The organism is Lysinibacillus sp. NPDC097162 (assembly GCF_044762185.1).
Classification (GTDB): domain Bacteria; phylum Bacillota; class Bacilli; order Bacillales_A; family Planococcaceae; genus Lysinibacillus.
Window position 1 is genome coordinate 78,101 of sequence record NZ_JBIWDT010000008.1, and the last position, 19,824, is coordinate 97,924.

The 19,824-nt window shown below is 36.5% G+C and carries 18 protein-coding genes; 6 read left to right on the forward strand and 12 right to left on the reverse strand.

Features of this window, described 5'->3' with window-relative positions; genetic code table 11:
- On the reverse strand, positions 1–809 hold an 809-nt coding region (locus ACIQXW_RS22040), incomplete at its 3' end, for an InlB B-repeat-containing protein (RefSeq protein ID WP_402765552.1).
- A gap of 547 nt (positions 810–1,356) precedes the next feature.
- The gene (locus tag ACIQXW_RS22045) at positions 1,357–1,581 is read right to left on the reverse strand and encodes a hypothetical protein (RefSeq protein ID WP_340826417.1); all 225 of its coding nucleotides are present in this window, start codon (positions 1,579–1,581) and stop codon (positions 1,357–1,359) included.
- A gap of 201 nt (positions 1,582–1,782) precedes the next feature.
- Between ACIQXW_RS22045 and ACIQXW_RS22050 the strand changes: the two genes are divergently transcribed.
- Positions 1,783–3,390 (forward strand): ribonuclease J, encoded by a 1,608-nt coding sequence (locus ACIQXW_RS22050; protein ID WP_402765665.1) that lies wholly within the window; start codon positions 1,783–1,785, stop codon positions 3,388–3,390.
- 71 nt (positions 3,391–3,461) lie between these two features.
- Here ACIQXW_RS22050 and ACIQXW_RS22055 read toward each other — a convergent pair whose 3' ends face one another.
- On the reverse strand, positions 3,462–4,130 hold the full coding sequence (locus ACIQXW_RS22055) for a restriction endonuclease subunit S (protein WP_401021859.1): 669 nt from the start codon (positions 4,128–4,130) through the stop codon (positions 3,462–3,464).
- A gap of 214 nt (positions 4,131–4,344) precedes the next feature.
- Here ACIQXW_RS22055 and ACIQXW_RS22060 point away from each other — a divergent pair, with 214 nt between their 5' ends.
- The gene (locus ACIQXW_RS22060) at positions 4,345–4,734 is read left to right on the forward strand and encodes a helix-turn-helix domain-containing protein (protein ID WP_340822280.1); all 390 of its coding nucleotides are present in this window, start codon (positions 4,345–4,347) and stop codon (positions 4,732–4,734) included.
- A 1,035-nt stretch (positions 4,735–5,769) separates the two neighbouring features.
- Here the strand turns inward: ACIQXW_RS22060 and ACIQXW_RS22065 are convergent.
- Positions 5,770–6,654, reverse strand: coding sequence for a radical SAM/SPASM domain-containing protein (locus tag ACIQXW_RS22065; RefSeq protein WP_340822278.1), 885 nt, complete (start codon positions 6,652–6,654; stop codon positions 5,770–5,772).
- A 209-nt stretch (positions 6,655–6,863) separates the two neighbouring features.
- Between ACIQXW_RS22065 and ACIQXW_RS22070 the strand changes: the two genes are divergently transcribed.
- Complete coding sequence (locus tag ACIQXW_RS22070; RefSeq protein ID WP_401021861.1) at positions 6,864–7,304, forward strand: hypothetical protein; 441 nt, start codon at positions 6,864–6,866, stop codon at positions 7,302–7,304.
- A 69-nt stretch (positions 7,305–7,373) separates the two neighbouring features.
- Here the strand turns inward: ACIQXW_RS22070 and ACIQXW_RS22075 are convergent, their stop codons facing one another.
- From ACIQXW_RS22075 to ACIQXW_RS22085, 3 genes are all read right to left on the reverse strand, one after another.
- Complete coding sequence (locus ACIQXW_RS22075) at positions 7,374–8,774, reverse strand: SpoVR family protein (RefSeq protein ID WP_340822276.1); 1,401 nt, start codon at positions 8,772–8,774, stop codon at positions 7,374–7,376.
- Positions 8,775–8,823: 49 nt separating this feature from the next.
- A complete protein-coding gene (gene yhbH / locus ACIQXW_RS22080; RefSeq protein ID WP_340822275.1) occupies positions 8,824–9,990 on the reverse strand; it encodes a sporulation protein YhbH in 1,167 nt (388 codons plus the stop codon).
- Positions 9,991–10,156: 166 nt separating this feature from the next.
- A complete protein-coding gene (locus ACIQXW_RS22085; protein ID WP_401021964.1) occupies positions 10,157–12,052 on the reverse strand; it encodes a PrkA family serine protein kinase in 1,896 nt (631 codons plus the stop codon).
- 201 nt (positions 12,053–12,253) lie between these two features.
- On the opposite strand from ACIQXW_RS22085, the gene ACIQXW_RS22090 reads away from it, so the two are divergent.
- Positions 12,254–13,249 (forward strand): M23 family metallopeptidase, encoded by a 996-nt coding sequence (locus tag ACIQXW_RS22090; protein WP_402765557.1) that lies wholly within the window; start codon positions 12,254–12,256, stop codon positions 13,247–13,249.
- A gap of 361 nt (positions 13,250–13,610) precedes the next feature.
- Entirely contained in the window at positions 13,611–15,305 is a 1,695-nt protein-coding gene (locus ACIQXW_RS22095) for a methyl-accepting chemotaxis protein (protein WP_402765560.1), read from the forward strand.
- Between the two features lie 46 nt (positions 15,306–15,351).
- Here the strand turns inward: ACIQXW_RS22095 and ACIQXW_RS22100 are convergent, their stop codons facing one another.
- From ACIQXW_RS22100 to ACIQXW_RS22110, 3 genes are all read right to left on the reverse strand, one after another.
- The gene (locus ACIQXW_RS22100; protein ID WP_402765562.1) at positions 15,352–16,047 is read right to left on the reverse strand and encodes a hypothetical protein; all 696 of its coding nucleotides are present in this window, start codon (positions 16,045–16,047) and stop codon (positions 15,352–15,354) included.
- 194 nt (positions 16,048–16,241) lie between these two features.
- Entirely contained in the window at positions 16,242–16,436 is a 195-nt protein-coding gene (locus ACIQXW_RS22105; RefSeq protein ID WP_401021872.1) for a hypothetical protein, read from the reverse strand.
- Positions 16,437–16,589: 153 nt separating this feature from the next.
- Positions 16,590–17,090, reverse strand: a complete 501-nt coding sequence (locus tag ACIQXW_RS22110) for a YehS family protein (RefSeq protein WP_402765565.1) — start codon at positions 17,088–17,090, stop codon at positions 16,590–16,592.
- Positions 17,091–17,282: 192 nt separating this feature from the next.
- Between ACIQXW_RS22110 and ACIQXW_RS22115 the strand changes: the two genes are divergently transcribed.
- On the forward strand, positions 17,283–17,483 hold the full coding sequence (locus ACIQXW_RS22115; RefSeq protein ID WP_340822267.1) for an alpha/beta-type small acid-soluble spore protein: 201 nt from the start codon (positions 17,283–17,285) through the stop codon (positions 17,481–17,483).
- Between the two features lie 55 nt (positions 17,484–17,538).
- On the opposite strand, the gene ACIQXW_RS22120 is transcribed toward ACIQXW_RS22115, so the two are convergent.
- On the reverse strand, positions 17,539–18,174 hold the full coding sequence (locus ACIQXW_RS22120; RefSeq protein WP_402765568.1) for an ABC transporter ATP-binding protein: 636 nt from the start codon (positions 18,172–18,174) through the stop codon (positions 17,539–17,541).
- Between the two features lie 4 nt (positions 18,175–18,178).
- Complete coding sequence (locus ACIQXW_RS22125; RefSeq protein ID WP_402765571.1) at positions 18,179–19,822, reverse strand: ABC transporter permease; 1,644 nt, start codon at positions 19,820–19,822, stop codon at positions 18,179–18,181.
- Positions 19,823–19,824: the final 2 nt, after the last annotated feature.

The window sequence follows — 19,824 nt, forward strand, 5'->3', positions numbered from 1 at the left end:
ACTTTTGGTTCTGTTGGGACTGTCATTGTTTCATCCACTTTTGGTTCTGTTGGGACTGTCATTGTTTCATCCACTTTTGGTTCTGTTGGGACTGTCATTGTTTCATCCACTTTTGGTTCTGTTGGGACTGTCATTGTTTCATCCACTTTTGGTTCTGTTGGGACTGTAGTTGATGTTGGTACACACCATTTAGCGAAGACTTCAGTTTTGCTAGTAATTGGCTGTGTGCTAAAATCAAATCTTTTCCCATCTTTATCTACCCATTCGATAAATGTCTTGCCTTCACTTGTCGGCTTAGAAGGCTCTTTAACTTTATCTCCTGAAAGAACAAGTGATGTCGCTAAAATTTCGCTCTTCTCACTATTTCCATAAAATGTAACTGTATTGTAATTTAAAGTAGCGATACTCGCCAGACGACCATTATGGTGTATTGTAATTTTCCCAGCTGGTTTTAACATTTTATGAACATTTGCTGCTTGAGCCGAGTCTGTTAAATCATAATCTGTCAAATCATAAATGTAATATGTTCCTGTATCTTTTACTGAAAGGGCTCTTGGTAATGTTCTTGTATAATATACATTATCGTCTTTTGTACTAACTAAACGAAGTGTTCTGCCACCCCATTGACCAGTTACTTTTTCACCGTCTATTTTCATTACAATGTTATAGTCTGCTTGTAATACATATACCCATCGTGATACAGCTTCAGCGTCTATTGGCGCTACTATTGCTGGTGTTACTAGTGCAGCAGTAGCAGCAGCAGCAAAAATTGCTGTTTTTTTAAATTTATTTCTTTTTTTCTTCTTCATTTTTTGACCCTCTCCCTTTCTTTAATTTTTTTTGCAATTTTGCAATCTATCTAAACCATAAATTATTTAATAGGCACGTAAGAATCTTCTTTTTTGCTTCTTTTATCTTTTTTTGAGAAATTTTATAACTACAAATACACTTTTATGTATAAATATTAGAAAATGAATATATTAAAATGAGCATTTTACACTTTTTAATGATAATTACTTAATTTTTCAACTATATTCAAAATCATATTTTTCTTTTATTTTTTATTTTTTTGATACAACCTAAAACATAATAGAATATAAACGAATGGGTTTAATTTTTAACGATGGCTTAAAAAGGATGAAAAAAACATTGATTGTCCTTTCAAAGGGGAAAGGGTTCAGTCCTTTAACAAACAAAAACAAACTGGACTGTTTAAGCCCAGTTTGAAATAGTATTTAGCACTATTTGTGTCGGATTTTCACTTATTTCTTTTGATAAGTTCATAAACATTCTTTTCTCAGGTGGCACATTTTCTTTCTTCATGTTGTACACTCCATTATCGTTAATGTACAAAGATTAAGTGTCCTTCGTTTTATCAACCCGATGATATTCGGAAACTTGAATAACGCGTACATTTTTTGTGTGTAATTCATGATATATTCCTCTACTATCTGTAAAAGCAATATATTGATCCCGTTCACTTTTAACCAATTGTTGTGCTTTTTCTTGTGACTCAATATGAATAAATCGCCTAACATAATGAATCTCATCAAAGAAATAGGTTATTTTAAATTCCTTCATTGTCAAACAACTCCTCCATTAATGCACTTATCATATCCACTAGCTGTTTTTATCATTCTTCCGCAAAAGTATAAGATTGAAAACGTGAGCAATAATAAAAAGTATCGGAATACGTTTAAACGGAGGTAAAAAAAATTGACCGCTACAAATAATGCATTATCCATTTTTGCTCTAGGTGGTATTAACGAAATCGGTAAAAATATGTATGTAATACAATATGGAAATGATTTACTTATTGTCGATTGTGGAGCAAAGTTTCCAGATGAAAGTCTACTTGGCATTGATTTAATTATCCCTGATATCACCTACTTACAGGAAAACAAAGAAAAAATTAAAGGATTAATTGTCACGCATGGGCATGAAGATCATATAGGTGGCATTCCGTACCTTTTAAAGAAAATTAACGTTCCCATTTACGCTACAAGATTTACATTAGGGTTAATTGAGTTAAAACTAAAGGAGCACAAGCTGCTAAGAGAGACTGATTTAATAGAGATACGCTCAGACTCCTCGTTACATTTCGGACAAATTGATGTGAGTTTCTTCAGAACAAATCATAGTATTCCTGACTGCTTAGGTATCGTTTTTCAAACACCTGAAGGCAAAGTAGTGCACACTGGAGACTTCAAGTTTGATTTAACTCCAGTTAATAATCAGTATGCTGATATTCACAAGATGGCAGCTATTGGATCTGAAGGCGTATTATTATTAATATCAGAAAGTACAAATGCTGAACGACCAGGATTAACACCATCGGAAAAACTTGTAGGTCATCATATTGAAGAAGCTTTTCTTCATGCCGAACGTAAAATAATCATTTCTACCTTTGCTTCCAATGTAAATCGAATTCAACAAATTGTAGATGCCACTATTGCAACGAATCGTAAACTTGCATTGTTAGGTCGCAGTATGGTGAATGTAGTTGATGTCGCCTTAGAGCGTGGGTATTTAGCGATGCCTGATGAGTTGTTACTTGATGCCCGTGAAGTGAAGTATCTCCCTCCAGAAGAAGTTGTTGTATTATGTACAGGGAGTCAGGGAGAGCCATTGGCCGCACTTTCTCGTTTAGCTAGTGGCAATCATCGTGAAGTAAAAATTTTACCTGACGATACTGTTATTTTAGCTGCCTCTCCAATACCAGGTAATGAAAAAGGCGTTTCGCGAATTGTCGATAATTTATTTCAGCTAGGGGCTAACGTCATTTATGGTTCGGCGAGTAACACAGGCATGCATGTTTCTGGACATGGTTATCAAGAAGATTTAAAGCTAATGTTGACGCTAATGAAACCAAAGTTTTTTATTCCGATACATGGAGAATTTCGTATGCTACATCAACATCGCTTGTTAGCAGAATCTGTCGGTGTCAAAAGAGGACATACCTTTATAATGAAAAATGGGGATGTTGTTGATATCGAAAAGTCGAAAGCTAGACAAACACGAAAAATCCCATCTGGTGAAACGTATGTTGATGGTATTGGCATTGGTGAAGTTGAAGGAATTGTTTTACGTGATCGTAAACAACTATCTGAGGACGGCATGCTCGTTATCGTGTTAACGCTTAGTAAGAGTGATGGGTCTATTATTTTAGAACCTGATACTACATCAAGAGGATTTGTTTATGCAAAAGAGTCGGAGAATTTGCTACAAAAAGTGAATGAACTCGTAAAAGCAACTATTAGCGAACTCCAAGGGGAAAACAAGCAACAGCTATTTGTTTTAAGGCGAGAGATTAAAAAAACGGTCGGCCAATATTTGTTTTCACAAACGAAACGCAAACCGATGATTTTGCCTATTATAATTGAAATTTAACTTCATATCGCTTTATGTTAAAAAGTCGGTGTTAGTCTTTCTATATCACACCGACTTTTTTTAACGCCAACTCAAGGTTTCCTTTTAACATTATTGTTGTGGAACTGATATAGCTCTCCAGTAAAGATTTTATGAAGTGCCAGATGATATAACGTTTGAAGCTGTTCAAATCCGTCATTTAAATGGCTAGCATGTTGTTCAGTTTGCTTTGAAATGTTTCGAATATGGAGTGGTAACTCCTCCACAACAGCTAGCAATGATTTTTTATGTTTCAATAAAAGCTGACTAGTTTTTAACAGCTTTACAATATTTGTTTGTATTTCTAATGCAGGTAAATCTAACTTTATATGATGCAATTGTCTCCAGTCTTTATTGGTCTGATACCAATGGAGAAAAAAATACAAATAATCACTTAAAATAATAGATTCATTTGGGATAATTGCAACTACATCATTAGCAATATATGCATCTTGTTCACATTGAAATATATACTTTTTAGCACGACCTAAGTCATTTTTCGCGAGAATAATTGTTTTTGCTGGCACCTTTGCACACTTAAAATGCATATTAACTGTATCATTCCATTTAGATAATTTACGAATATCACCATCAAGTGCTAACCATTTTAAATTTTTTGCTGTAATAAGAGGTTGACCAACCTTTGAGTAATCTGAAATATTAGGTGTTGTTAAACTAGCAACAATAAGAGCTATTTCATCTAGTCTATAACGCTCCAACAAGTTGAGATCCTCCATTCTTAAAGAGCTTTCAAAATTTCATACAACCAATCAAAAAATGCTTGTGTAGACGGCCAAAATGCAATGAATATTCTTCCATATCAATATTATAGTGATTATTGTACCATTTTAATGTAACATTATCTACATTATATAACTTTAATGGTATATGCATTTTCATTGTTTTTCACTAGCTTTTTACATAGAGGTGAGTGATATGTCAGACTTTTTAAAGCTAGTAGGTGAACAACTCCGTATCATTAGAGTTTCCAAAGGGCTTAGTCAAGAAGAAGTAGCAGAGAGAACGGGGAAGTTAGGTTTTAGTAAAGGTCGCATTTCAAATATTGAGCACGGGCAATCAAATATTACTTTAAGTACGTTAGAATTGCTTATGAAAGCGTTAGATATTGCACCTGAGGAACTTTTTAATTTCCAACGATTATCGGGTGTTACTGATATTGAAGAAAAAAATCTTATGCTCGACATTCATCGCTCATTATTAAGAGAGCGCAATTTAGACGAAGTAAAATATGTAGTACGCATTACAAGAGATTTTCTAAATACGATTGATGCTCAATCAAAGAAAAACAGCTCCAATGTTGAATAACATTGGAGCTGTAAGACTGTAGACGCACCTTGTCCCTTTCAAAGTGTTAATTGATTTCCGTTACGGGTTGCTCGCTTTCCGCGGGCGTGAGGCTATGTGGCGTGCCAGTCACCCATACAATTTCTATGCTTTGCATTCTAAACTAACAAAGGAAAAATCCACGTAGACTCCTGCGGGAACGCACACAGCGTAAGACGCAACAAGCCGCGCATTAGCGAGGATTGCGGCTTACGTGTGTGCCCGCGGAAAGCGCAGTGGATTTTTCCGTTTTAGGAACTACTACTCTTATGCCATGGGGCTATACGATGCGCCAGTCACTCATACTATTTCTAGGTTTTGCATTCTAAACTAACAAAGGAAAAATCCACGTAGACTCCTGCGGGAACGCACACAGTGTAAGACGCAACAAGCCGCGTGTTAGCGAGGGTTGCGGCTTACGTGTGTGCCCGCGGAAAGCGCAGTGGATTTTTCCGTTTTAGGAACTACTACTCTTATGCCATGGGGCTATACGGTGTGCCAGTCACTCATACTATTTCTATGCTTTGCATTCTAAACTAACAAAGGAAAAATCCACGTAGACTCCTGCGGGAACGCACACAGCGTAAGACGCAACAAGCCGCGCGTTAGCGAGGGTTGCGGCTTACGTGTGTGCCCGCGGAAAGCACAGTGGATTTTTCCGTTTTAGGAACTACTACTCTTATGCCATGGGGCTATACCGTGTGCCAGTCACTCATATATTTCTAAGCTTTGCATTCTAAACTAACAAAGGAAAAATCCTCGTAGACTCCTGCGGGAACGCACACAGCGTAAGACGCAACAAGACGCGCGTTAGCGAGGGTTGCGGCTTACGTGTGTGCCCGCGGAAAGCGCAGTGGATTTTTCCGTTTTAGGAACTACTACTCTTATGCCATTGGGCTATACCGTGTGCCAGTCAATCATACTATTTCTAAGCTTTGCAGAAAGCGACCGTGCGCAACGGATATCGACGGTCACAGCAAGGTTAGTGCAGTCAAAGTAACACTTTTCTCTTTTACCCTATTCGCCTTCCATACCGAACTTTTGACGGTAGCCACATTTTCTACATAACTCTTCGACCGCTTCTCGTCTTGAAAAACCATCAACTAAATTATTGGCACGCTCGCCTTCTACAATTTCACTAAAGGACTGCTCATGTACATTCCCCAAGTTGATAACACCTTCTCCATCAAGACAACATGGCACAACTGTACCATCTACAAGAATGGCTGCTTGGCTGCGTAACGCATGACAAAAGCCTTTGCCTTCATCCTCAGGCGCAAGCAAACTTGGCCATCTAAATTCATGATCCTGATTTAAATAAACATTGTTCGCAATTTTTACGCCCTTGCCTGGCTGAACTTTTTCCTCAATGCGAAAATCGAGATTATATTCATTTTCTAAAATTTCTAATGTCTCACGGTTTCTTCTAGCAGCAAGATCTGTAACATGATCCTGCTGTAAATTCCACAGACGATACGAAATTATTGTGTTAAATTCTTTTGCTTCGCGGACAAAATCTAAAATATCCCCTAAATATTTCTCACGATTTTCAGAGCCCTCATGGCCATCAAAGCTGTGTAATGAAAAATTAATTTGGCGTAGTGCTGGCTTGCCCAATAGCTTTTCACGATTCTTTTTAATAAGTGTGCCGTTCGTCGTAATATTCACCTTAAAGCCCTTGTCATGTGCCGCGTCTAATAGCTGATTAATCCGCGGATGCAAAAGTGGTTCGCCTTTAACATGCAAGTAAATGTATTTAGTATGAGGTCGTATTTCATCAAGTATTTTATTAAACTGTTCTACCTTGATAAGCCCTTTTGCACGCTCAGTTGGCGGGCAGAAACTACAAGCTAAATTACAGACGCTTGTTATTTCTATATAAACCTTTTTAAATGTTTTCAACGTTTATTCACCGTTCCAGTTCCATAGATATTCATATAATCTTATTCATTTTAACAAATTTTCGTTACGTCGCGCAGAAATTCATTATTAATAACTACTGCTTTACATAATATCTTCAATATTTCCGATATGTATAAGGCTACACGTACAAGTGAACCCCTAAAAAATTAATACTTTAATAATAATACTTAATGAAAGGGGTGAAAACTATGACAGGTTATAATAATGCCTCTAGAAATTCTAATCACTCTGAGGAACCAGAAAGAGATAAAGAAGCAAAAAATAACATTACTATAAATATCACTTTTAATATTGGCAACACAGAGAACCATTTTGAGCAAAGAGCTGAAGGTGGCGGTCAAATCAATAAAGATGTTGGTACAAATGCCAACCAAGGCGGACAAAATGCGCTCAATCATAGCCAAACAAGAAATCTTAATTCTAAATTCGCTGACGGTAATGGTAGAAGTGGAATTGCCGGAGATAATAATGATGAAGCTGGTGGACAACAAGGTATAAAAGTCCGAGATAGTTTAGTCATTGATAGTGATATACATTCGACTTCTAATCAATCACAAGACGTTGAAGAAGAAGAATTACAAGATTCAGCAATTGAAGAGCATCCTTCTAACAATGAAAACAATGAATAAAGTTATCTCAATAAAAAAGTAAAACTTCTATCTGTAGGGTTTTTCATCCTACCTGATAGAAGTTTTACTTTAGACAGAGCGCTTATAATTTTTTGTACCATCATACGAATAAAGCATCGGTTTTCCCTCAACAAACGTCTCTAAATGCACAGGACGCCCCCACAATTGATAAATATACGGCAATACATTTTCTAAATAATGTGGATCTAGCTCCATTCCCTCATAACCATGCACTAAATATAGCTCTCCATTTCGTAGATAATCGCCGTTTTTCACAACGATATATGGGAACCCTCCATTAACGCGCATCGATACAAGCTGATCACGAACCATTTCATGATCTTTGTCTGTAATGCGATATTCATTACCCTTTTTCTGGAACAAATATAGATCCTCTTGCTTTGCTAAATCCTTTGTTAAATAGTTGCGAATAAAGGAAATATCCGATTCAATCTCACGCACCTCAAACATCTTTTCTCGTCCGCTATTTGGTAGTACCCCTAATCTTAGCATCTCTTCACTTGGATTATTATAGCGTTTTTCAATATCCTCAAATATTTTCAGACCCAAATAATAAGGATTAATTGATGTTTTTGATGGCTGGACAACACCAGCGTTTAATTTGGCATATTCAATCGTCTCTACTGTTGTTAAATTGAGTTCACGCATGATGCGCTGATGCCAAAAGGAAGCCCAACCTTCATTCATTATTTTCGTTTCTAATTGAGGCCAAAAATATAGCATTTCCTCACGCATCATTGTTAAAATATCACGCTGCCATCCCTCTAGTTCACGACTATGCTCTTGGATAAAAAGTAATAAATCCTTTTCAGGTTTCATTGGAAACTGTTTAATTTTTCTACGTACCGACCTTTGCTCTTTTTCCTTATTATCTAAATTCCAAAGGTCATCATACGGCGATCTAGAAGTAACAATTTCTTCTTCATCATGCTCTTCATCTTCTGATGACAGCTTTGGTCTTAATAAAGAAGGATCGATATGTTCTTGAATAGCTAATATCGCATCTAAAAACTGTTCTACTTCTTCCTTCCCATATTCCCTTTCATAGCCTGCAATCCGCTCTGCAGTTGCTGTCATACTCTCTACCATATCTCGTCTTGTATTAGAAAATCGTACATTGTTTTTAAAGAAGTCACAGTGTGCTAATACATGCGCAATAATTAGCTTGTTTTGTGTGAGAGAATTCGTATCAAGTAAAAATGCATAGCACGGATTTGAGTTAATAACAAGCTCATAAATTTGACTTAGCCCTAAATCATATTGTAGCTTCATCTTATGAAATTGCTTTCCAAAGCTCCAGTGGGAAAAACGCGTAGGCATACCATATGCGCCAAATGTATAAATAATATCTGCAGGACATATTTCATAACGCATTGGGAAAAAATCTAAACCAAACCCTGTTGCAATTTCTGTTATTTCATCAATCGCACGGTGAAGCTCCTTCTCCATTTTTCAACCTCCTCCTCTGGAAAAATGAATGCTTCGCACCTTCCTAATATTAATTTTCATTTTGCAACTCATGTTTTTGGAAAAAGCTCTTTAAGGCATCATAGACATCGCCTTTTTTCTTTAAAATATGATACCTAAACTTTGGATCATCAATTTTTTTATACGTATACATTAATGTTGAAAAACGATTATGTTGATTTACTTCGCCATATCCAAACATGCTTGAGACGTCCATCAATTCATTAACTAGCTTTAAACATTTTTCATTATCCATTGAAATGTTTTCACCATCTGAAAAATGCACAGGATAAATATTATAACGACTAGGATTATACTTCTCACGAATCAACTCTAACGCTTTAATATAAGCCGAAGAACAGATCGTTCCGCCACTTTCCCCTTTAGTGAAAAACTCTTCCTCTGTCACTACTTTTGCCTCTGTATGATGTGCTATAAATTCAATTTCAACTGTTTCATATTTCGACCGTAAAAATCTCGTCATCCAAAAGAAGAAACTTCTAGCACAATATTTTTCAAAAGCACCCATAGAACCACTTGTATCCATCATTGCAAGGACTACAGCCTTTGATTCAGGCTTCTCCACTTCATCCCATGTTTTAAAGCGTAAATCATCATTATGAATTGGTGTAATTTGCGCTTTTCCTTCCATGGCATTGCGTTTCAGCGCATTCAATATTGTGCGCTTCTTATCCACATTACCCATAAGCCCTTTTTTCCTTATATCATTAAATTCAATTTTTTCGGTTTTAATATCTGCTTTTTCTTTTTGCTGTAAATTAGGAAGCTCCAGCTCTTTAAATAACACACTTTGAATTTCTTCCATACTTACTTCTGCTTCATAATAATCTTGACCAGGCTTGTCACCGGCTTCTTTCCCATTGCCCTGCTGATTGCTCTTGCTACCGTCACGCGCGACAACATCCCCTACGCTACTATCACCTTGTCCTTGACCTACATGCTTAGAATTATCATAATTGTATCGAATTTTATATTCATCGAGGGAGCGTATAGGTATTTTAATTACCTCACGACCATTTGACATGACAATACTTTCTTCACTAACTAAATCGGGTAAATTATTTTTAATCGCATCTTTAACCTTTTCCATATGACGTTGCTGGTCTTGGTGCCCTTTACGATGGAGGGACCAATTTTCCTGAGAGATGACAAAACCCTTATTTTCGTTTTCAGTCATTTTTATCCTCACCCATCTATCAAATTCGCTTTTTCTATACTATGCTAGTGATCCGCTTTATTGAACTTTTTTAGAGAAATAAAAGGAGTGCCCTAAAATTGGGACACTCCTATTACGTCTATCAATTACGCTTTTGGCATAATTGTGGCTGCCACTAAAATGAAAATTAACGATTCAGTAAGCTTCCTACATATTGTAATAACTCATTTGCTGACGTTGTATTATAGCCGTGTTCATCGACAAGTCTTGCTACAACTTCATTAATTTTCTTCAACTGTGACTCATCAGGCATTTTGGAAGAAGTCGTAATTTTCACGACATCTTTTAAATCAGCAAATAATTTCTTTTGAATCGCTTCTCGCAATCTTTCGTGAGAATTGTAGTCAAACCGTTTTCCATTTCTTGCATAAGCCGAAATACGAATTAATATTTCCTCACGGAATGCTTTTTTCGCATTTTCAGAAATACCAATTTGTTCTTCAATGGAGCGCATTAATTTTTCATCTGGATTCATTTCTTCACCAGTTAAGCGGTCAAATATTTTATTTTTATTACAAAATGCCTCTACATTATCGAGGTAATTATTCATTAACGTTTTTGCAGATTCCTCGTACGAATAAACGAACGCTTTTTGCACTTCATTTTTGGCAATATCATCATACTCTCTTCTTGCCACAGCTATATAGTTCATATATTTTTCTCGATCTTCCTGCGATATAGAAGCATGCTGGTCAAGACCATCCTTCAGTGCGCGCAAAACATCCAATGCATTAATCGATGGAATTTCTTTTCGAATAATAGCTGAAGAAATACGATTTATTATATACCGTGGATCAATACCGTTCATGCCTTCGTTAGGAAACTCTTTTTTAAGCTCCTCTAAGTCAACGGAATTAAATCCCTCCACATTTTCTCCGTCGTACAAGCGCATTTTCTTTATAAGATCCACACCTTGTTTTTTCGGAACTTCCAGCCTTGTTAGGACCGAAAAGATTGCTGCGGCCTTCAATGCATGTGGCGCAATATGAACATGGGACATATCACTTTCATTAATCATTTTTTCATAAATCAGTTCTTCTTGGCTCACTTTTAAATTATAAGGAATTGGCATTACAATAATTCGCGAGTGTAATGCTTCGTTCTTTTTATTAGAAATGAAGGAACGATATTCAGTTTCATTAGTATGGGCTACGATTAACTCATCCGCACTAATTAAGGCAAATCTTCCTGCCTTAAAATTCCCTTCCTGTGTCAGTGACAACAAATTCCATAAAAACTTTTCATCTAATTTCAGCATTTCTTGGAATTCCATCATCCCTCGGTTTGCCTTGTTTAACTCTCCATCAAAGCGATAAGCACGAGGGTCTGACTCTGAGCCAAATACGCCAATTGTCGAGAAATCAATGCTACCCGTCAAATCCGCAATATCTTGAGATTTTGGATCAGAAGGTGTAAAGGTTCCTATACCTACACGTTTGTCTTCAGAAAAAGTTATACGTTCAATGATGACATTCTCAATACGTCCATCGTATTCTTTTTCAAGACGCATCGTATTTAAAGGCGATAAGCTACCCTCAATTCGTATTCCATACTCTTCAAAAAAGTCATGACGTAAATGATGTGGAATTAAATGCAGGGGATCCTCATGCATTGGACATCCTTTAATTGCATAAACTGCTCCCTCTTCCGTACGCGAAAACTGTTCAAGTCCACGCTTTAACAAGGTCACGATCGTTGACTTTCCTCCACTTACTGGCCCCATCAATAACAAAATTCGCTTTCTAACATCTAATCTTCTTGCTGCTGGATGGAAATATTCCTCCACCAATCTTTCAATAGCTGATTCAAGCCCAAAAATTTCTTGCCCGAAAAATTGATACATTTTTTGCTCATCGCGTTCCTCTACTCCAGCGCTTTTGATCATATTGTAGACGCGAGAATGGGCTGTTTGAGCAACTTCAGGTCTTTCCTTCAGAATGCTTAGATAATCTGCAAATGTACCTTCCCACTTCAGTCGATTTTCTTCTTCGCGATAGCTTTTCACTTTATCTAAAATGTTGATAGCCTTCCCTCCATTCAGGGCTTGATTTATAACATAGTATGAAGTTAAAGACATTATGATACCCATTACTTTTTCTTTGATTAAGTTTCTTCTTATTGTTCCTTTTTTTTCTTGCTATAAAAAAGGCATTTACTGTATGTAAAGCGGACTTATGAAATATAAAATTTCGGTTATTCTAATCTGTAGAAAGGAGGTTCAATTTTGAGTCGTCATTTTATTTTCCTTCTGACATGTATGCTAGTGTGGAGTTATTTCTTTCCAACAGTTACATTGGCAAATGAAGGACCTAGTAATGAGGAAATTTTACAACAACGCATGTCTTATTATGTTCAATACGATGAATTACTGATTCCATGGCACTTCTTAGCAGCAATCGACCAATATGAGCGCAATCTCCAATCTGTTCGCAAAGATATTCCTAAGCGAGATGGCTACATTGCCATTCAATTTTCTGATGAATATTGGTCAGGCGCATTAAATCCTGTCAAGGAAGATACGATACCCGAAACAATCAGTTACTTCGGTGGAATGGGACTTGATGGCAATAATGATGGAATCGCTAGTCCTAAAGATGATGTAGATGTTATATATTCCATGGCAAGCTATTTAAGTAAATTTGGTTCTACAGATGAGGACTTCAAACTGGCTTTATGGGAATATTACAAAAGCGAAGAAGCTGTCAATCAAATCGTAACAATTTCTACTTTGTATAAACATTTTAAAACAACTGAGCTTGATGCTCATACATTCCCTATTCCAACTCGCTACAATTACAGCTTTAGAGGTACTTGGGGCGACAACAGAGGCTGGGGCGGTAGGCGCATCCATGAAGGCACAGACATATTTGCCAGCTATGGGACGCCTATACTTTCCACTTCCTATGGTGTAGTCGAAATCAAAGGCTGGAACCAATTTGGTGGATGGCGAATTGGCATTCGAGATAATCATAATTCTTATCATTATTATGCCCATCTTGGTAGCTATAATAAGGACATTAAGGTTGGAGATGTTGTAGAGCCAGGAACAATACTCGGCTATGTCGGTAGCTCTGGCTATGGGAAAGAAGGAACTTCAGGAAAATTCCCACCACACCTTCATTATGGAATTTATAAATTTAATGGTCGAACAGAATGGGCATTCGATCCATATCCATCCCTCTTGCAATGGGAGCGTCAGGCCAAAAAGGACAAGCAATAGTTGAAATTGCAAAGGGCAATTTTTTAGCGTTTATAGCCCTTTATACACAGCGTAAGCAGAGACATAAAGCAAGCCCCCCACGAAAACTATGTGGAGGGGCTTGTTTTTTTAATATATCTTTTTGATTAGTGTGCAGTGATGTAGGAAATTAATAATTTATCGCTTTCTAAAAATGACATTAACATAGGCAAATAGATAGACATTTTTTGCATTCTAACAAAAATATAAGAAAATTGTAAATTAATTATGCCAAAAAACCTTTTTTAGTATTTTCATCAAAAAAATTCTACTTTTCTTATGAAATAGTAATAAAATAAAAAGATAGGACTAGTTCTATAGAAAAAGCGAAAGGATGGGAAAAATGAACCATTTATTTCAGTTTAAATCAATCAAAGCGCGCATTTTAAGTAGATTTATAATTTTATTAGTATTATTTGTGTGTTTTACTACTTATACTTATTTTTCTAATACGAACATGGAGAAGCAAGCAACAGGACTTGTTAAGGAAGATTTAGTTGTTTTAGAAGCAAGTAAAAATCTATCTATGTCTATTAGTGTACGATTATCTTCAGCCCTAAGTTATGTTGTTACGGGCGATGAAAAATACATAGATACTTTTAATGAGTACCGTCAAATTGCTGAGGATAATAACCGTATCGTGGAGCAATATGAAAAAACGGCTGAACGTGAAAAGCTTGTAGAGAAAGCTCGTGAATGGAGCAACCGTGTTAATAGTGAAGTATTTGAAGTATATAAAAAGGGCGATAAACAATTAGCATTAGAAAATTTAACATCTATTAATCAGCTCGTCGATGAAGTTCGTGATGGCTATGAAGAAGTAGCTAATAAACGCGCTGAATCGATTACGCAAGTCGGCAATGATGTCGTTTCAACAAGTTCAAACAATAAATCCATTGGGTCCACTGTAAGTCTCATCTTAATTGTTGCAGGCATACTTTTAGCGATTTTTACAGCAAGTCGAATTGCTAAGCCAATTACGATTGTTTCAAATCGTATGAGAGAATTAGCTGATGGGAATTTGCGTCATGATAAGTTTTCAGTAACAAACCAAGATGAAATTGGGCAATTAATGCTTTCTGCCAATGACCTGAATGAGAAATTAAAGGATACTATAAGCTCTATTCATAATGTATCTGAAACGGTCGCTGCTAGCAGCGAGGAATTAGCGCAATCTGCCAATGAAGTTCAAACAGGTACAGAACAAATTTCTTATACTATGCAAGAGCTTGCTACGGGAACTGAAACACAAGCATCTACAGCTAGTGATTTAGCAGAAACTATGACAACTTTCCAACGCAACATTCATGAAACAACGCAAGAAGGAATGGAGTTAAAAGAACATTCGGGGCATGTACATGATTTAACAACGTCAGGTAAAAAATTAATGGTACAATCAACAAAACAAATGGCAACTATTAATGACATTGTATTGGATTCTGTGAAAAAGGTAGAAGGCTTAAACGAGCAGTCTGCTGAAATTTCGAAGCTCGTTTCAGTAATTGATGAGATTTCAAACCAGACGAATTTACTTGCTTTAAATGCTGCAATTGAAGCGGCACGTGCAGGAGAGCATGGCAAAGGCTTTGCGGTTGTTGCCGATGAGGTACGTAAGCTTGCCGAACAAGTGCAATTCTCTGTTACTGATATTTCAACAATTGTTCACCGCATTCAAAACGAAACAGGAAGTGTAACAAACTCACTACAATCTGGCTATGAGGAAGTAAGAAAAGGTACTGCGCAATTAGATCAAACTAATAATACTTTCGATCAAATTTCTCAAGCTATTGAAGATATGAATGACAATATCAATGTCATTTCAACTAACCTAACAAAAATATCTCAACACTCCGAAATGATTAATGGTTCTATTGATGAAATGGCTTCTATTTCCCAAGAGTCTGCTGCAGGCGTAGAGCAAACAACTGCAACTGTCGAAGAAACAGCCGCGACGATGGATGAAATTTCAAAGAGTGCAAATCAACTTGCAGAAATGGCTGAAGAGCTAAACGCACAACTACAAAAATTTACTTTATAACAGTATTACAAGCTATCCGAAATGTTTTTCGAGATAGCTTTTTTTATTACTGCCACCGTCGAATGGGCACTCTTTCAAGTTCATAGCGCTTTATAATAATACTGATCTTTTGATACCATTGCTCACATAACTCCATTGCCTCTATATACGTATCATCTTCTTTGGAAATCGCATCCTCTTGTTCTAAAAAGGCATATTCAATAATTGGAGCCGTAATATTATCTACCACCATCTTTATAGCTAATTGTGAAACCTCCTCCATTTCCTCATATTCTTCTTCCTCAATCTCATCTTCTTCTCCTAAAGAGCTTCCGTCTTCTTCTAGTAATGATTCACTAAATAGTCCATTACTAGTTCTGGCAATGATATGACCATCTTCAAAAATGGCTACTTCATAAATTTCATTAAAATGGACTTCCTTCTTTATTAACTCAGCTTCCCAATCTTCTTTAACACCTACTAATAGTGTTTTTGTATGCTCATTGAGCAATAATGCATGTAAACCGTCACTGGCGATTGTGCCATGTGTATGTGGGATATTATTTAACTCCTCTTCACTTGCTCTTTTTAGCTCTGTCATTATTTTATAAGTATGATATTTCCATTTAATATAACGAATGACCCCAACAGTAATTAAAGCAAGTCCAATTAAAAAATACGCTTTCTTAATTAGTATGGCTTCCATTGCATTTGCTAAAAACAAATAAATTGTACCTAACAATAATAGAAAGACTGTTTTCATTATTATCCCACCTTCAAAATAAATAATAGATAGGAAAAATACATCTATATACTAGAAATCTTATTCAGTAATCTCTCTTTTCATTCTTCATTTGAATAGCTTGCCACTACAAAAAAGCAGCGACAACGTTTTTTAAGACGTGTCGCTGCTCTACTATTAATAAACACTTACCCCTAAATGTTTATTGTATAAAATCATGCAAATTGTGTTACGAGTAACACAGATGGAATAAAGGATAAAGCAAAAACAAACATATACCATACTGAAGTACGGCGTAATGAAAAACGAACTTTTTTGTGTTCTGCATAAAAAATATCTAACATGATTGCTACTATTAATGGAATACTAATGCAAGAAACAACAATTAAAATAAGATCAAAAAATATCATAAAAGCACCCCTCTGTTCATGAACATTTCTTTTCCCTTTTGTGACAACATTGTGTCAATTCAAGTGTACACAATTTTGTCACATATTGCAATGGTTAAAAGAAAAAAATGGTACTTTTACAATATATTTTTTAATTAAGTAATGATTGTTGTTTTAGTCTCTATATTTATATGTTAAACCTTTTAAAAAATTCCTTACGAATCGATCACCGCATTCTTTGTAGTTACGATGGCTTGGATTTCTTAAAATTGCACCTAGTTCACCTTTCGATACTGACACGCCACCTTCAGCTAAAAGCTCAAGCATATCCTCAGTTGTTAAAGCTAGTGCAATTTTCACTTTTTTCATCAGCATATTATTTGAGCTTTCATTACCAGTCACTGGTGGGGGTCCTTCTTGTTGACCTTGTGTTGATGGTTGTGGGCCTCGTTTAAATGTAATTAAACCATTTAAAAATGCCTCTAACATTTTATTATTACATTTGATGTAATTCTCTGGGATGTTCTCTTCTTCTTCATCTTTAATTTTTATTAGCATATTTAAAACATCTTCTTTTGAATATTTCATGCCACCTAGCTTAAAGATTTCCACCATATCCGTATTTTTAATATCTAATGCATATCGTAAACGAATCAAAATATCATTATTCGTCATATCAAAACCTCCTCGATCTTCTAGCTAAACCTTAATTTTAAGAGCCAGGATTTATTATAACAGAGTAAATTGCATTTTTAGCTAGCTTTCCTGTTATTCCTAACTATAGTATATAGTTTGCACATTTCCTTCTTTTTAAATGTATGAAAAACAAGCTCACGACCATTCTAATATCACAAGGAGGTGAGAAAAATGGCTAACAACAATCGCAGTTCAAATAAGCTTCAAGTTCCTGGTGTACAAGAAGCTGTCAATCAAATGAAATATGAAATCGCACAAGAATTCGGCGTACAACTAGGGCCAGATGCTTCTTCTCGCGCAAACGGTTCAGTAGGTGGAGAAATTACAAAACGACTAGTAGAAATGGCTGAAAAAAGAGCAAAAGGTTTTTAAATAAAAAAAAGTGCCAGTCACTAAAACAATTTTGAATTGTTTTAGTGACTGGCACTTACATTTTAAGCACACGGTCACATATCGCATCAATGTCGGCAGGATCATGCGAAACAAACAAGCAGGTTATGTTCGCTTTTTGTAAAATTTGCCGAAGTTCATTGCGAATATTAGCTTTCAATTCTGCATCTAGACTGCTAAAAGGTTCATCCATCAGAAGCACAGAAGGCTGTGGAGCAAGCGCTCTAGCTAAGGCAACACGTTGTTGCTGTCCTCCACTGAGCTCATGGGGATAGCGCTTTGCATATTCTGTCATTTGCAATAGCTCAAGCATTTGTTCCAAGCGTAAACGACGCAAAGTCCGATTTAGTTTATGTAATCCAAAAATAATATTATCCGCTACGGTCATATTTGGAAATAAGGCATAGTCTTGAAAAACCATTCCTACACAACGATGCTCAGGCTCTACAAAAGTACGCTCCCCGACTATCAACCGATCATCGATGGAAATAATCCCTCGTTCCGGCATTTCGAGTCCCGCTAACAATCGCAGAAGTGTACTTTTCCCGCTACCACTTGGACCGAGAACACCAACAATTTCTCCTTTAGACATTGTGAAAGAAAGTTCATCGATAACCGCTGGAAGTCCATTTGCAAAACGGAACGTCATTTTTTCAACGGATACAAAGGACATTTTGTCATCCCCTTTCTTTCTTAATAATAATAAGTACTGAAGCTAATCCGATTAGAACTAGCAATAACGATGGTAGCGCAGCATCAAAGATACGTTCATCTGTTGCATATTGGTAAGCACGTGTCGCTAACGTATCAAAATTAAATGGTCTAAGTAGTAATGTCAGTGGAAGTTCCTTAATAATTTCCACAAAAGTTAATATAAAACCACTTAGCAACGCACCTCTTAAAAGTGGGAGCTCTATTCGAAAGAATGTCGACAAACTACCTCTCCCTAATGTTCGAGCCGCTTCTGTATAAGCCCGAGGCAACTTGTCATACCCCGCTTCCAATGAACCATACCCAGTTGCCATAAACCGAATTACATAGCCAGCTATAAGCATTGTTAATGACAAACTGAGCACGAGCACGCCTTCCTCCTTGCCGAATAACGTATAGAGTGATGCCAGCTTTTCATCTAGCGCAAGAAATAGAGCGAGAACACCAATTGCAATAATCGCACCTGGTACAGAATATCCTGCTGACATCAAACGCGTAAGTGCTTGTATAAACGGTGAAGCAAACATTACTGCTGCCCTTGAGGATAAAAGTGCAATAACTAGAATAAGCGCCGTTCCTATAGTGGCTCCTTTTAGCGTATTGATAGTTAAGTCAAAAAAATCAGATCTCCAAATTTTGCTCCCATATTGAAATGTCCATACTATTAATTGGCTTACTGGTGCAACAAAAGAGAGTAGGAATATAATTGTACAAAATATCGTGGCAACCCAAGCTTTGATTCCCTTCAATTGTTGCGGTTTAAGCCTATTGCTTCGATTTGCCTTCGCTGCATAGCGACGATTTCTTCTCAACAGTCGTTCGAACATAAAAATAGCAATTACAACGAGCATAAGCCAGGCAGCCAATTTCAACGCTGACTCTATATCATACATACCAAACCAAATCTGAAATATTGCGGTGGAAACGGTCTGTACGCCAAAAAAATTGGCTACTCCGTAATCGCTCAATACTTCAAAAACAACAAGCATTACACCTGCCATAATAGCGGGTCTAGCAAGTGGCAGTACTACCTTAAAAAAAATTGAAAATGGCTTATGTCCAAGTAATCGTGCATTTTCAATAAAGGATGCACTCTGAGATTGTAAAAAAACCCGCGTTATAATGAATATATATGGAAATAAAAACAGTGTTAGTATAAAAATAGCTCCGCGCTCTGACATTACCTCAATGGAACCTGGTGGTAGCTCAATACCAAATTTATTGCGAAGCATTGCTTGAATAACACCGGTATAGCCAGTCATATAGCTATACGTATAAGCAGCTATATACGGTGGAACTGCTAGTGGCAAAATAAATGCCCATTTATAAAAGTTACGCAATGGGAATGTATATCCGACTACAAGCCAAGCAAGTACTACTGCAATTAATGTGGCAAAGAAGCTGGTGATTAGCACCAGCTTCAATGATCCCAAAATATAATCTGCCAATAAAAATTGCAAAATGTTGTCCCAATTTTCATTGGCAGGACGGAACAGACCAGTCAATACGTAAAGGATTGACAGCAATACCATTGCAGCACCCAAAATACTTGTTATCGTCCAAACATTTATACGTCTCCAAATGTATTTTGGAAGCAGAGTTTGTTTCATCT

Bases quoted from the DNA above. Each gene is read 5' to 3' on its own strand.
- yhbH (WP_340822275.1), bottom strand. From the start codon at position 9,990: ATGACTGAAAACGAAAATAAGGGTTTTGTCATCTCTCAGGAAAATTGG.
- ACIQXW_RS22070 (WP_401021861.1), top strand. From the start codon at position 6,864: ATGACAGGTTATAATAATGCCTCTAGAAATTCTAATCACTCTGAGGAA.
- ACIQXW_RS22115 (WP_340822267.1), top strand. From the start codon at position 17,283: ATGGCTAACAACAATCGCAGTTCAAATAAGCTTCAAGTTCCTGGTGTA.
- ACIQXW_RS22125 (WP_402765571.1), bottom strand. From the start codon at position 19,822: ATGAAACAAACTCTGCTTCCAAAATACATTTGGAGACGTATAAATGTT.
- ACIQXW_RS22095 (WP_402765560.1), top strand. From the start codon at position 13,611: ATGAACCATTTATTTCAGTTTAAATCAATCAAAGCGCGCATTTTAAGT.
- ACIQXW_RS22120 (WP_402765568.1), bottom strand. From the start codon at position 18,174: ATGTCCTTTGTATCCGTTGAAAAAATGACGTTCCGTTTTGCAAATGGA.
- ACIQXW_RS22045 (WP_340826417.1), bottom strand. From the start codon at position 1,581: ATGAAGGAATTTAAAATAACCTATTTCTTTGATGAGATTCATTATGTT.
- ACIQXW_RS22060 (WP_340822280.1), top strand. From the start codon at position 4,345: ATGTCAGACTTTTTAAAGCTAGTAGGTGAACAACTCCGTATCATTAGA.
- ACIQXW_RS22050 (WP_402765665.1), top strand. From the start codon at position 1,783: ATGTATGTAATACAATATGGAAATGATTTACTTATTGTCGATTGTGGA.
- ACIQXW_RS22075 (WP_340822276.1), bottom strand. From the start codon at position 8,774: ATGGAGAAGGAGCTTCACCGTGCGATTGATGAAATAACAGAAATTGCA.
- ACIQXW_RS22110 (WP_402765565.1), bottom strand. From the start codon at position 17,090: ATGACGAATAATGATATTTTGATTCGTTTACGATATGCATTAGATATT.
- ACIQXW_RS22100 (WP_402765562.1), bottom strand. From the start codon at position 16,047: ATGAAAACAGTCTTTCTATTATTGTTAGGTACAATTTATTTGTTTTTA.
- ACIQXW_RS22105 (WP_401021872.1), bottom strand. From the start codon at position 16,436: ATGATATTTTTTGATCTTATTTTAATTGTTGTTTCTTGCATTAGTATT.